The sequence below is a fragment of the Bordetella bronchiseptica genome (assembly GCF_900636925.1).
Classification (GTDB): Bacteria; Pseudomonadota; Gammaproteobacteria; order Burkholderiales; family Burkholderiaceae_B; genus Bordetella; species Bordetella pertussis.
On the sequence record NZ_LR134326.1, the window covers coordinates 1,600,303 to 1,613,629 of the forward strand.

At 69.2% G+C, this 13,327-nt stretch carries 11 protein-coding genes; 7 read left to right on the forward strand and 4 right to left on the reverse strand.

Annotated elements, in window-relative coordinates; all coding sequences use genetic code 11:
• Nucleotides 1-61 precede the first annotated feature (61 nt).
• Genes dnaE through EL288_RS07520 form a run of 5 tightly spaced genes read left to right on the forward strand, consistent with a single transcriptional unit; the run spans nt 62 to nt 7,358 of the window.
• Entirely contained in the window at nt 62-3,553 is a 3,492-nt protein-coding gene (dnaE, locus tag EL288_RS07500) for a DNA polymerase III subunit alpha (protein ID WP_003813231.1), read from the forward strand.
• The gene (locus EL288_RS07505) at nt 3,553-4,656 is read left to right on the forward strand and encodes a glycosyltransferase family 4 protein (protein ID WP_003816230.1); all 1,104 of its coding nucleotides are present in this window, start codon (nt 3,553-3,555) and stop codon (nt 4,654-4,656) included. The genes dnaE and EL288_RS07505 overlap by 1 nt, the downstream gene beginning before the upstream one ends.
• Nucleotides 4,649-5,500: a polysaccharide deacetylase family protein gene (locus EL288_RS07510; protein ID WP_010926808.1), complete on the forward strand. Its 852-nt coding sequence runs from the start codon at nt 4,649-4,651 to the stop codon at nt 5,498-5,500. The genes EL288_RS07505 and EL288_RS07510 overlap by 8 nt, the downstream gene beginning before the upstream one ends.
• Nucleotides 5,497-6,249 (forward strand): glycosyltransferase family 2 protein, encoded by a 753-nt coding sequence (locus EL288_RS07515; protein ID WP_003813226.1) that lies wholly within the window; start codon nt 5,497-5,499, stop codon nt 6,247-6,249. The genes EL288_RS07510 and EL288_RS07515 overlap by 4 nt, the downstream gene beginning before the upstream one ends.
• Nucleotides 6,246-7,358, forward strand: a complete 1,113-nt coding sequence (locus EL288_RS07520) for a glycosyltransferase family 4 protein (protein ID WP_003813224.1) — start codon at nt 6,246-6,248, stop codon at nt 7,356-7,358. Before EL288_RS07515 ends, EL288_RS07520 begins: the two co-directional genes overlap by 4 nt.
• Here the strand turns inward: EL288_RS07520 and EL288_RS07525 are convergent.
• Nucleotides 7,337-8,953, reverse strand: a complete 1,617-nt coding sequence (locus EL288_RS07525; protein ID WP_033458445.1) for a phosphoethanolamine transferase — start codon at nt 8,951-8,953, stop codon at nt 7,337-7,339. The two genes, EL288_RS07520 and EL288_RS07525, sit on opposite strands and share 22 nt — an antisense overlap.
• A gap of 364 nt (nt 8,954-9,317) precedes the next feature.
• Here EL288_RS07525 and EL288_RS07530 point away from each other — a divergent pair, with 364 nt between their 5' ends.
• Both EL288_RS07530 and EL288_RS07535 read left to right on the forward strand, forming a co-directional pair.
• Nucleotides 9,318-10,043 carry a polysaccharide deacetylase family protein gene (locus tag EL288_RS07530; protein WP_003813221.1) on the forward strand — a complete coding sequence of 242 codons (726 nt, stop codon included), beginning with the start codon at nt 9,318-9,320 and terminating at the stop codon, nt 10,041-10,043.
• A gap of 7 nt (nt 10,044-10,050) precedes the next feature.
• Entirely contained in the window at nt 10,051-11,172 is a 1,122-nt protein-coding gene (locus EL288_RS07535; protein ID WP_003813219.1) for a glycosyltransferase family 4 protein, read from the forward strand.
• Between the two features lie 124 nt (nt 11,173-11,296).
• Here EL288_RS07535 and EL288_RS07540 read toward each other — a convergent pair whose 3' ends face one another.
• From EL288_RS07540 to EL288_RS07550, 3 genes are read right to left on the reverse strand one after another with little or no spacing between them, the layout of a single operon-like run.
• Entirely contained in the window at nt 11,297-11,569 is a 273-nt protein-coding gene (locus tag EL288_RS07540; RefSeq protein ID WP_003813217.1) for a YkgJ family cysteine cluster protein, read from the reverse strand.
• 4 nt (nt 11,570-11,573) lie between these two features.
• Nucleotides 11,574-12,338 (reverse strand): YdcF family protein, encoded by a 765-nt coding sequence (locus tag EL288_RS07545; RefSeq protein WP_003813215.1) that lies wholly within the window; start codon nt 12,336-12,338, stop codon nt 11,574-11,576.
• A gap of 12 nt (nt 12,339-12,350) precedes the next feature.
• A complete protein-coding gene (locus EL288_RS07550) occupies nt 12,351-13,316 on the reverse strand; it encodes a glycosyltransferase family 9 protein (protein WP_033458447.1) in 966 nt (321 codons plus the stop codon).
• Nucleotides 13,317-13,327 lie beyond the last annotated feature (11 nt).

A 13,327-nucleotide genomic window follows, 5' to 3' on the forward strand; every position in this document is an offset into this window, starting at 1 on the left:
CGGGCCCGGAAGGGGGGCGAAATCGTGCCGGCGGCTGCCCCGACTGGGTACAATTCCGGACATGTCCGAAGCCGTAACAAACCCGCCCCCATTTGTACATTTGCGCGTCCATTCCGAGTTCTCCGTCTCGGATGGCATCGTGCGCATCTCCGATCTGATCAAGCGCGTGGCCAAGCTGGGCCAGCCGGCCGTGGCGCTGACAGACCTGTCGAACATCTTCGGCCTGATCAAGTTCTACAAGGGCGCGCGCGGCGCCGGGGTCAAGCCGGTGGCCGGCAGCGATGTCTGGCTGACCAACGACGATGACCGCGAAAAGCCGTTCCGTCTCCTGCTGCTGGTGCGCAACCACCAGGGCTACCTCAACCTGTGCGAGCTGCTGACGCGCTCGTTCCTGGAGAATCAGTACAAGGGGCGCGCCGAGGTGCGCCGCGAATGGCTGCAGGGCCAGGAAGGGCTGATCGTGCTGTCGGGCGCGCGCGGCGGCGACGTCGGCCAGGCGCTGGAAGCCGGCAATGCCGTCACGGCGCTGTCGCTGGCGCGCCAGTGGGGCCAGCTGTTTCCGGGTTCGTACTACATCGAATTGCAGCGCGCCGGCTTCGACGGCGACGAAACCTATACCCAGGCCGCCATGCGGCTGGCCGCCGAGGCGGGGCTGCCGGTGGTGGCCACCCATCCGGTGCAGTTCCTGGACCGCGACGAGTTCCAGGCGCACGAGGCGCGCGTGTGCATCGCCGAAGGCGAGATCCTCGCCAATCCGCGGCGGGTGCGGCGCTACACGCAGGACCAATACCTGCTCAGTTCCGAGGAAATGGCGCGCCGCTTCGCCGACGTGCCCTCGGCGCTGGCCAATACGGTCGAGATCGCGCGGCGCTGCAACCTGACCCTGGTGCTGGGCAAGCCGCGCCTGCCGAACTTCCCCACGCCGGACGGCGTGACGCTGGACGACTACCTGGTCCAGCTGTCCGAGGAAGGCCTGGAAAAGCGCCTGCAGTTCCTGTTCCCCGACGAGGCCGAGCGCAACGCCAAGCGCGACCAGTACTACGAACGCCTGCGCTGGGAGTGCAAGACCATCATCCAGATGGGCTTTCCCGGCTACTTCCTGATCGTGCAGGACTTCATCAACTGGGGCAAGAACAACGGCGTTCCGGTCGGGCCGGGGCGGGGCTCGGGCGCCGGCTCGCTGGTGGCCTACGCGCTGGGCATTACCGACCTGGATCCGATCCGCTACGACTTGCTGTTCGAGCGCTTCCTGAATCCGGAGCGGGTGTCGATGCCTGACTTCGATATCGACTTCTGCCAGGACAACCGCGAACGGGTCATCGACTACGTCAAGATGAAGTACGGGCGCGAGGCGGTCAGCCAGATCGCCACCTTCGGCACCCTGGGCGCCAAGGCGGTGGTGCGCGACGCCGGCCGCGTGCTGGACATGCCCTACCTGTTCTGCGATGCCCTGTCCAAGCTGATCCCGTTCAACCCGGCCGACCCGTGGACGCTGGAGCGCACGCTCAAGGACGAGCCGGCCTTCAAGGACCGCTACGAGCAGGAAGAGGAAGTGCGCGCCCTGGTCGACCTGGCGCGCCCGCTCGAAGGCCTGACGCGCAGCATCGGTATGCACGCCGGCGGGGTGCTCATCGCGCCGGGCAAGCTGACCGATTTCTGCCCGCTGTATTGCCAGCCCGGCCAGGAGAACAGCGCGGTCTCCCAGTTCGACAAGGACGACGTCGAGGCGGCCGGCCTGGTGAAGTTCGACTTCCTGGGCCTGCGCAACCTGACCATCCTGGACTGGGCGGTGCGCTTCGTGCGCCAGTTCAATGCCGACAAGCGCGACTTCGACGTCATGGCCCTGTCGCTGGACGACCAGGCCGCGTACAAGGTGCTGTGCGACGCCAACACGACCGCGGTGTTCCAGCTTGAATCGCGCGGCATGAAAGAGCTGCTCAAGAAGCTGCGCCCCAGCACTTTCGAAGACATCATCGCCATGCTGGCCCTGTACCGGCCGGGGCCGCTCGAATCCGGCATGGTGGACGATTTCGTCAACCGCAAGCACGGCCGCGCCGCGGTCGATTATTTCCACCCGGACCTGGAAGGCACCCTGCGCAGCACGTACGGGGTCATCGTCTACCAGGAACAGGTGATGCTGATCTCGCAGATCATCGGCGGCTACTCGCTGGGCGGCGCCGACCTGCTGCGGCGCGCCATGGGCAAGAAAAAGCCCGAGGAAATGGCCAAGCACCGCGAACTGTTCGAGCAGGGCGCGCGCGAGAAGGGGCATGATCCCGACCTGGCGGTCAAGCTGTTCGACCTGATGGAGAAGTTCGCGGGCTACGGCTTCAACAAGTCGCACTCGGCCGCCTATGCGCTGATCGCCTACCAGACCGCATGGCTGAAGGCCTACCATCCCACCGAGTTCCTGGCCGCCACGCTGTCGTCCGACATGGACGATACCGACAAGGTGCAGATCTTCGTGCGCGACGCCCAGGACAACGGCGTCGAGGTGCTGCCGCCCGATGTCAACGCCTCGGGCTATCGCTTCGAACCGGTGGCGGACAAGCACACCGAGCAGGGCAAACCGCCGCGCACCATGCGCTACGGCCTGGGCGCGGTCAAAGGCACCGGGCAGGGCGCGGTCGAGGAAATCCTGCGCGCGCGCCAGGAGGGCGGCCCGTTCGCCAATCTGTTCGACTTCTGCCGCCGCGTCAGCAAGCACGCGGTCAACCGGCGCACCATCGAGGCCCTGATCAAGGCCGGCGCGTTCGATACCATCGAACCCAACCGCGCCGCCATGCTGGCCTCGGTCGGTACGGCGATGGAGGCGGCCGAGCAGGCCGCGCGCAGCGCCAACCAGTCGTCGCTGTTCGGCGACGACAGCGGCGACGTGGTCGCCGGCGAGCTGACCAAGGTCGCGCCCTGGAACCTGCACACCACGCTGACCGAGGAAAAGACGGCGCTGGGCTATTACTTCAGCGGCCACCTGTTCGACGCCTGGCGCGACGAGGTGCGCCGCATCGTGCCCATGCAGCTGGCGCGCCTGGAGCCGCAGCGCGACCTGCAATGGATGTGCGGGGTGCTGGCCGGCGTGCGCACCATGATGACGCGGCGCGGCAAGATGGTGTTCGCCGTGCTCGACGACGGCACGGCGCAGATCGAGATCTCGGTGTTCAACGAGCTGTACGAGAAGCACCGCGGCCGCCTGCGCGAAGACCAGTTGCTGGTGGTGCAGGGCAAGGTCAGCAACGACGAGTACTCCGGCGGCATGCGCATCGTGGCCGAGCAGCTGTACGACCTGCAGCTGGCGCGCGAGGCGCGCGCCAAGTCGCTGCGCATCCGGCTCAACGGCCAGGCCGACGCGGCGCGCCTGCGCCAGCTGCTCAACCCGTTCCGGGCCGAGCCCGAGAACGGCGTGCCCGGCGTGCCGGTCGACGTGGTCTACCGCAGGAACAATTTCCTGTGCACGGTGCGGCTGGGCGAAGACTGGCGCGTGCGCATGGCCGACACGCTGCTCGAGAACCTGAACGACTGGGCCAAGCCCGACGGCGTCGAGGTTACCTACTGATGCGGCCATTGCGTATCGTGCATTCCGAAGCCGCCACCAGTTTCGGCGGCCAGGAAGGGCGCATCTTCAAGGAAATGACGGCCATGCGCGAGCGCGGCCATCACATGGAGGCGATCTGCCAGCCGCAGGCCCAGCTGGCGCGCCGCCTGGCCGAGGCCGGCTTCACCGTGCACACGCTGGAAATGGACGGGCCGCGCAATTACCTGCGCGGCGTGCTGAGCCTGCGCCGCCTGCTGCGCCAGGGCCGCTACGACGTGCTGAACACGCACAGCCGGCGCGATACCGTGATCGCCGCGGCCGCCGGCCGGCTGGCGGGCACGCCGCTGATCGTGCGTACCCGCCACCTGTCCAACAAGGTCGGCTCGCTCTGGTCCTATACCGGGCTGCCGCACCGCGTCACCACGGTCAGCGACCACGTGCGCCAGCACCTCATCGAACGCGGCGTACCCGCCGGCCATATCGCCACGGTGTATTCGCCCATCGTGCTGCCGCCTCCCATCGAACACTCGACCCTGCGCGGCGAGCTGGGCCTGGCGGCCGACGATATCGTGGTCGGCTGCGTGGCGGTGATGCGCGCCACCAAGGGGCACCGCGAACTCATCGACGCCATGCGGCCGCTGATGGCCGAGCGTGCCAACCTGCACCTGGTGTTCGTCGGCGGCGGCTCGCCGGTGTTCGAGCAGACCCAGGCCTACGTGGCCGAACTGGGCCTGCAGGCGCGCATCCACCTGATGGGCACGCGCAACGACGTCCCCAACCTGCTGGCCGGTTTCGACCTGTTCGCCCTGGCCACCCGCCAGGAGGCTTCGGGCACCGTCTATGTCGAGGCCGAAGCCTGTGGCCTGCCGGTCGTCGGCACCGACGTGGGCGGCGTGTCCGAGATGATGCGCGATGGCGAGACCGGCATCCTGGTGCCGGTGGACGACCCGGCGGCGCTGGGCGCCGCGCTGCGCCGCCTGATCGACGACCGCGCGTTGCGGCGCCGCATGGGCGAGGCCGGCCGGCGCATGGTGCGCGACGAAAAGGTCTTCGCGCCCGAACGGCTGGCCGAGCGCACCGAGGCCATCTACCGGCAGTGGCTGGCGGAGCGCGGCCATGCGTAACGCGCCCAATGTCCCGGTGCTGATGTACCACCACGTCACCCCGGCCGGCGGCATGATCGCCGCCACGCCCGAGGTGTTCGAACGGCAGATCGCCGCGCTGGCGCGGGCCGGCTACCGCTCGCTGGGTACGGCCGAGTTCGCCGCCTACCTGGACGGCGCCCCGGTGCCCGAGAAATCGGTGCTGATCACCTTCGACGACGGATACCTGAACAACTGGGTGTATGCCCACCCGATCCTGCAGCGCCACGGCATGAAGGCCGTGCTGTTCCTGATCACCGGCCTGCTGGGCGATGGTCCGGCGCGGCCCTGCGCCGGGCAGGACGGGCCGCTGCCGCCCGCGCCCGACCACGACGAAAGCAAGCGCCTGATCGCCGCCGGACGCGCCGACGAGGTCATGCTGCGCTGGAGCGAAGTGCAGGCCATGCTGGCGGCGGGCACCTTCGAGGTGCATTCGCACACCCATACCCATACGCGCTGGGACAAGCAGTGCGGCCCCGACGTCGCCGCCAAGCGCGCCCATATCGCCCAGGAGCTGGCCGATTCGCGCCGGGCGCTGCAGGCCCGGCTGGGCGAGGTCAGCGACCACCTGTGCTGGCCCCAGGGCTATTTCGACGCCGACTATGTGCAGGCGGCGCGCGACGCCGGCTTTCGCCATCTCTACACCACCGACGCCCTGGGCCAGAACGTCCCGGGCGGCGATCCCGCACACATATACCGCTTCGCGGTGCGCAACCGCGCCGGCGGCTGGCTCAACCGCCGCATCTGGCTGGCGCGCCATCCCTGGATCGGCCCGCGCTATCACGCCTGGAAGGCCTGGAAGAAAAAGCTGAGGAGGCGCGCATGACGCTGTCGGTCATCATCATTACCAAGAACGAAGCGGCCAACATCCTGGCATGCCTGGAGTCGGTGGCCTTCGCCGACGAGTTCATCGTGGTCGATTCGGGCAGCACCGACAACACCGTCGAGCTGGCGCGCGATTTCGGCGCGCGCGTCGAGGTCACGCCGGACTGGCCGGGATTCGGACCGCAGAAGAACCGTGCCCTGGACCTGGCCACGGGCGACTGGGTGCTGTCCATCGATGCCGACGAGCGCGTCACGCCCGAGCTGGCGAGCGAGATCCAGGCCGCCATGGCCGGCGCCACGGCCGATTGCTACGAAATCGCCCGGCTGTCGGATTTCTGCGGCCGCTTCATCCGTCACAGCGGCTGGTGGCCCGATTACGTGCTGCGCCTGTTCCGGCGCGGCAGCGCGCGGTTTACCGATGCGGCCGTGCACGAGCGCGTCGTGCCGGCGCAGGGCCAGCCCGCGCGCCTGCGCGGGCACTTCCTGCACTACCCGTACAACAATTTCGACGCCCTCATCGCCAAGGTCAATCGCTATTCCTCGGATGCGGCCGCGATGATGCATGCGCGCGGCAAGCGCGCCACGGTGTTCTCGGCGCTGGGCCATGGCTTCTGGACCTTCGTGCGCATCTACCTGATCCGCCGCGGCTTCCTGGATGGGCGCCACGGGCTGGTCCTGGCCGTGACGGCCGCCGCCGGCAGCTTCTTCCGCTATGCCAAGCTGATGTTCCTGTCCGAGCCGCGCAAGTGAAGATCCTGTACACCAATTTCCATGGCCGCAACGGCGGCGGCCATGTCACCTATGTCATCAACCTGGCGCGCGCGCTGGCGCCCGGGCACGCCCTGACCGTGGCGGTGCCCGGCACCAGCCGGCTGTACCGCTATGCGCGAGAGATTCCCGGCGTCGAGGTGGTGGACATGCAGTACACCACGCGGCTGTCGTCCTGGTTCCATGACCGGGCGGCGCTGCGCCGGCTGATCGCCGAGGGCGGCTACGACATCATCCATTGCAACGGCTCGGCCGACCACAAGCAGGTCATGCTGGCCACGCTGGGGCTGCGCCGCCGTCCGCGCATCGTCTTCACCAAGCACAACGATCATCCGCTGGGCAGCCTGGGCAATCGCCTGCGCGCCACGCTGGCCACCGATCACAGCATCGCGGTCAGCGCCTATGTGCACGGCCTGCTGGCCGATTCGCCGTACAGCCGCCATCCCATCACCACCGTGCGCCACGGCATCGACACCGATTACTACGCGCCGCCCGACGCCGCGACCGCCGCGCAATGGCGCGAGCGCTATTTCGGCCCGGACTGGCGGGGCCGGCTGCTGCTGGGCAGCGCGGGGGGCACCGATTACGACAAGGGCTGGCTCGACCTGGTGGCTGCCGCGGGCAGCCTGCCCGCGCCGCTACGCGAGCGCGTCCGCATCCTGGTGGCGGGCGATCCGCCCAACCAGGCCAAGCTGGATCGCGTGCGCGAACACGGCATGCAGGACCAGATGGTGTTTCCCGGGCTGCTCGACGACGTGCGCGAGGCGCTGGGCGCCTGCGATGCGGGCTATGTGCTGTCGTACCGCGAGGCCCTGTCGTTCGCCTGCCGCGAAATGATGGCGCTGGGCAGGCCGGTGCTGGCCAGCAACGCCGGCGGGCTGCCCGAGAACATTACCGCGGGCCGGGATGGCTGGGTCGTGCCGGTGCGCGACGTGCCGGCCATCGCGGCGGTGTTGCGCGAGATGCTGGAGCAGCCGGAGCGGCTGGCCGAGATGGGCCGCCAGGCGCGCGCCACGGCCGAGCGCGAGTTCGGCCTGCGCGATTTCGCGCAGGCCACGCTGGCCGTCTATCAGCGCACGTTGAGCGCCTGATCGCGCGGTCCCACCCGCGGGGGCGTGGCCGGGCGGCGGCCGTCCGGGTGCGGCGCCAGGTCGGCGTATGCATAAACGTCGCGCTTGGCGTCGATCACCCGTACCGGCCGGCCCGCGCAAGCCGGGGCGGCGGGACGGTGCTTGCAATCGTCCACGCCGGTCGCCACGCCCAGCCAGTCCAGGATCAGCCCATAGTTGTCCTCGGTGGAATAGGGCGCGTCGTATTCGCGCCGTGCCGGGGCCGGCGCGGCGGGACTGTTCCAGATGAACATAGGAATATCGAATGCCTCGCGCGAGGGCCGCACGCCGCCGTGATAGAACGTGCCCAGCACGCTCTCGTGGCGCTCCAGGCCGTGGTCGGGGTAGAACAGCAAGGAGGCGCGCCGCTCGCGCAGCCGGTCCATCACCGCGCCCAGCAGCGCGTCCACATAGCGGATCGAATTGTCGTAGCAGTCCTCGTAGGGCGCGCCGCCCTGGTACACCGTGGCCGTTTCCGGGTAGCGCGTGCAGTAGTTGTCGTGATTGCCATTGATATGCAGGAAGACCACTTTCCTGCCCGGCTCGGCCAGCGCCGCGTCCAGCAGCGGCAACAGGGCCTCGTCGTACGGCGCGTCGGCCCAGGTCTTGAAATGGGCCATGTTGGCCATGGCCGTGACGGGCGTGTCGTAGCGGCCCAGCCTGGCCTGGTTGCTCAGCCAGTAAGTGCGGAACCCTGCGTCGCCGGCCAGCGCCACCACGTTGTCGCCGAATAGCCGCGGGTCGTAGCTGTCCACCGTGGCCGCGCTCAGGGTCAGCGGCACCGCCATGATGGTCAGCGGCGCGGGCGCGGCGGCCTGGGTGTACAGCGTCATGCGGTCGCGTTCGGCCGCCGCCCGCGGCGTGGTGTCGCGCGCGTAGCCGTACAGCCCCCAGTTGGCGCGCCGCGCCGATTCGCCCACCACGACGACATAGGTGTCGATGCCGGTGTCGCGCCGGGTCAGCGCGTGGGTGACGCGGTGCCTGCCCGCCGTGTCGAGCAGCGACTGGTCGTAGCTGGCCTGGATGAAATAGCGCATGTTGAACATCGGCGAACGCGAAACCGTGCGTTCGATCGACGGGTAGTACTCGTCCGCCGCGCCGCGCATCGCCAGCTCATAGCGCAGCCACGAGCCGAAAAAGACCAGCGCGGTGGCGGCCGCGCCCAAGGCCAGCCAGCGCGTGGGCAATTCGTGCGCGGCGCGCCGCACCACCCACAGCAGCAGCGCCAGCACCGCCAGGGTCAGCGCGGCCGAGCGCCAGTGCTGGGTGAGCAGCTGGACGGTCTCGTCGTAGTTCGTCGTCAGGATGCTGTAGGCAAAACCGAAGTTGAAGCGCTGGCCATAGGCTTGGTAGCAGAACTGCGCCAGCCCCAGGTTCGCCGCCAGGCCCGTGCACAACAGCACGGCCGCCAGCCGCGTCCAGGCGCGCCGCCACAACAGGGCGCAGGCCAGCATCAGGGTGACGCCCAGCAGATAGACGCGCGGCGAGAACGAGTCGCCATGCAGGCGGGCTTGGATCCAGATCGGGGCGATGCCGGCAACGAGAAGCGGCACCCAGGCTTGCAGAAAGCGGGTCATGGCAATACGGAGGCAGGAAGGAGGGCATGGACGCGGCGCGCGGGGGGCGCGCGGTCCGGCACGGCGGCGGCGGGCGCCCTAGCGATCGGGCAGGCGTTCGCGGCGCGGGGCGGGCTGGCGGGGACTCGAACGATGCGCGCGCCGATGGCGCGCCGGGACTGCTGGTCTCTGCATGGGGCGGCGCCGGTCGCGGCGTCGGTCTTTTTACAAGGTGCTTATTTTGTTATAATTATACGTTATTTGATTCAATTTGACATATTATGGCGCTCTCGCTCGCGTCTGTCATTTTTGATCGACTTAACGGCAGCATCGCGGGAATCTTGAGCCGGCCTCACTGGCATCGATCCCCATATAATCCGGCATCATGCCTATCCCCATTCTCATGTACCACCAGATCGGCGAGCCGGCGCCACGCGGCACGCCGTATCGCGGACTGACGGTCCATCCCGCCAGCTTCCGCCGCCAGATGACCTGGCTGCGGCGCTTTGGCTATCGGGGCCTGTCGATGCGCGACCTGATGCCCTATGTGCGCGGAGAGCGCAGCGGCAAGGTATTCGGCATCACGTTCGACGACGGCTACCGCAACGTGCATCGCAACGCCATGCCCGTGCTGGGCGAACTGGGCTTTACCGCCACCAACTATTTCGTGGCCCACCAGCTCGATGGCGGCAACGTGTGGGATCTCGAAAAAGGCATCCCGTTCTCGGCGCTCATGAACGCACAGGAAATGCGCGAGTGGCACCAGGCCGGCAACGAGGTCGGTTCCCACACGCTGGACCACGTGCACCTGCCGCGCATGGCCGCCGACGAAGCGCGGCGCCAGATCTGCCAGTCCAAGGACGAACTCGAACAGGTGCTGGGCGCGCCGGTGACGGCTTTCTGCTATCCCTATGGCGACCACACGGACGAGCATCGCGCCATGGCGCGCGAGGCCGGCTACGACAACGCGACCCTGACCGTGCGCGGGCTGGCCTCGGCCGCCGACGATCCCTACGGCCTGCCGCGCGTCACGGTTTCGCGCTCGACCCACTTGCTGCGCTTCCTGCAAAAAACCCTGACCGGCTATGAAGACAGGCGCCGCCGCGGATAAGCGGCGTTTGCGTATTGCGCTGCTGGTCGACCGGTTCGGCAATCGCTTCGGCGGCGCCGAAGCCTATGGCGTCGAATTGATGCGGATCCTGGCGCGGCGGCACGACGTCACGGTGGTGGCGCGCGAATACGACAGCGACCTCGCCTTGCCCTTTCTGCCGGTGCGTGTCAGCTGCCGCCTGCCCAGCTGGCTGCGGGTGCTGTATTTCGCTTGGCGCGCCGCGCGCCTGACGCGCGCCGGCTTCGACATCGTCCATTCCCACATGAACGGGGGAGCGGGCGATGTGCAGGTCATGCACGTCACGCCCGTGCGCTACAACTGGCTGTGCCGGCCGGGCCTGCGCCGGCGCCTGACGGCCTGGACCAGTCCGCGGGTGGCCACCTACCTCGCGCTGGAAAAGGCCCGCGTGGCCCAACGGCCGGGCAAGCGCGTGGTGGCGGTGTCCGAGCTCATCGTCGAACAGATGCGCGACGCCTACGGCGTGGGCCTGCCCATGGAGACGATCCCGCCTGGCGTCCAGCTGCCCGCGCCGTCAGACCCGGCGCGCCGGGCCGCCACGCGCGCGGCGCTGGGCTGGGGCGAGGACGACCTGGTCTGCCTGCTGGTGGCGCGCAACCCGCTGCGCAAGGGGCTGCCGGCGCTGCTGGCGGCGCTGGCGCACTTGCCGGCCCGCTACCGCCTGCTGGTGGTCGGCGCCGATGGTCCGGCGCGCCAATGCGTCGGCGACAGCGGGCTGGCCGATGGCCGCGTCCGCCTCGTCGACCCCACGCCGGGTGTCGCACCTTACTACGAGGCGGCCGACATCTACGTGCACCCGACGCTCAACGACAGCTACGGCATGGCGCCGCTGGAGGCCATGTCGCATGGCTTGCCCGTGGTGGTGAGCAGCGCCGATTATTGCGGTTTCGCGCAGTATCTGGCCGATGGCCGTGATGCGCTGATCCTGCGCGACCCGCGCGACGGCGCCGAGGTGGCGCGCGCGGTGGCCGCGATCGGCGATGGCGCGCCCCTGCGCGCCGCGCTGTCGGCCGCCGGCCTGGCGCTGGCGCGCGCGCAGAGCTGGGAGGCGGTCGCCGCCCGCTACGAGACCTTGTACGAAACCCTGTTGCGCGAACGCGCGGCCGGCTGACGTCTGCGGTATCGGCGCCCGTCAACACTGCGGTGTGCCTGTCCCAGTGGGGACAGGCACACCTCGCCGCGGATGTCAGCTCCCGTCCGGGGACACAGGCACCCTTGCCACAGGTGTCGCTCCCTCAGCGCGCCGGCAAGGTAAGTTCTTCCAGTTTCAGCAGCCAGGTCATGGCCTGCTCCCGGTCGTCGGCGCACAGTTCGGTGCTCGGTTGCAGCGAGGAGCAGACGTCGGGCCGGTCGGGATGGCCGAAAATCCGGCAGCGCATGTCGTCGTCGAGCTGCACGCATCTGGACCCGGCGGGCTTGCCCTGCGGCATCCCCGGGATGGGGCTCGAAATGGATGGCGCGATGCAGCAGGCGCCGCAGCCGGGCCGGCACGATAGCGTGGCGGACATGCCGTTACACCCAGCCGCGCAGCCAGTAGACGAACAGGCCGGCGTATTCCTTGATGATGGAGCGGCTGGCGTCGAAGCTGCGCTGGTCGGGCAGCCAGGGCGACAGCGAGCCGTCGGCCGGCGCTACGATCTGCGGCGGCGCGGGGGCGGCGATGGCCTGCACGCCCTGCTTGGAGAACGCCGCCATGGCGCGCGGCATGTGCAGCGCCGAGGTCACCAGCAACACCTTCTGGATGCCGTGCTGGCGCAGCGTGTCTTCCGTCAGCGCCGCGTTCTCGTAGGTGGTGCGGCTGGCGTTCTCCAGGATCAGCGCGCTTTCCGGCACGCCATGCTGGCGCATCCGGTAGGCCATGCCGCGCGCTTCGCTGATGTCGCCCTCGAGCGCGCCGCCCGACAGCACCACCTTGGGCGCGCGGCCGGCCTGGAACAGTTCGGTGGCGGTGTCCACGCGCACTACCGCGGTTTCCTTGTCATACGGCAGGAACCAGTTGGCGCGGCCATTGGCGGTATTGCCGCCCAGCACCACGATGGCGTCGGCGGTGGGCGACTGGTCCGGAGGCAGGTGCGGGTAGCGCGACTCCAGCGCCCCGCCCAGCCACAGCGAGGTGGCCGGCAGCGACCAGGCCAAGGCCCACAGCAGGCCGCCGGCGATCAGGGCCGCACCCGTCTTGCGCAGGCGGAACAGGCCCAGCACCAGGCCGAGGACGACCAGCGTCAGGCACAGATTCAGGGGAATGATCAGATTGGTGAGGAAACTCGATATGGCCATGTCGGGTTGGGTTTACGCGCCGCTCAGTAGTTCGAGCGATTTTTCCATTACTTGTTCTGGCCCTGGCCAGTGTGTTTCGGAGCCCAGGCAGACCGCCCGGGGCGACCACGGGCCGGTGCGCCCCGGGCGGGTCACGCCGAACAGCGTCAACTGGCGGGCATCGACCGCCGCCGCCACATGGGACACGCCTGAATCATTGCACACAACCAGGGCGGCGCGCTGCGCCAGGGCCGCGAAGGCGCCCAGCCCCAGCGGCGGCAGCAGCGTGGCGGAGGGCGCGTTGCGGCGGGCCTCGGCGACTTCGGCCGGTGGGGGGCACATTACCACGGTCTGGCCGCGTTCCTGCAGGGCGCGGGTCAAGGCGTCGAAGCCCGGCCATACCTTGACCTTGCCCTTGTGCAGGCCGGTGGCGGTGGGGGCGATCAGCACGAACGGCCGGCCGGCCAGCTGCTGCGCCTGCAGCAATTGCCCGGCCGCGTCGCGATGCGCCTGCGTCAGCGGCAGGCCCAGCAGCGCGCCCGGCTCGACGGGCCCGGCCGGCAGGCTCCAGCGCTGCAGGGCCGCGCGGGTCAGGTAGTGCCACGACTGCACCGCGTGCAGGCTGGCGCCGGGCTTGTCCACCGGCCAGCGCAGCAGCGGACTGCGGCCGTCGTCGCGGTAGCCCGCGCAGGGTATGCCGGCCAGCCGGAACACCGCGGCGCTCGACAGCGAGTCCGGCAGCAGCAGGCCGCGCGTGGCGGCGCCGCCGCCCAGGGCGCGCCGGTGCGCGGCCACCGTGGCCCGGTCGCGCAGCACCTTGCCGGTCATGGGCAGGAAATCCTGCTTCGGCACGCCGGCCAGCAGGTCGCGCGCCCAGGGGCGCGCGCAGACGACCAGCGGCGCGCCGCTGTCCTGCAGCGTGCGCAGGCTGGGCAGGCTCATACAAACATCGCCGATCCAGTTGGGCAGGCGGACATAAATGCACGAAATGGTGGTCATCGGAGTGTGCG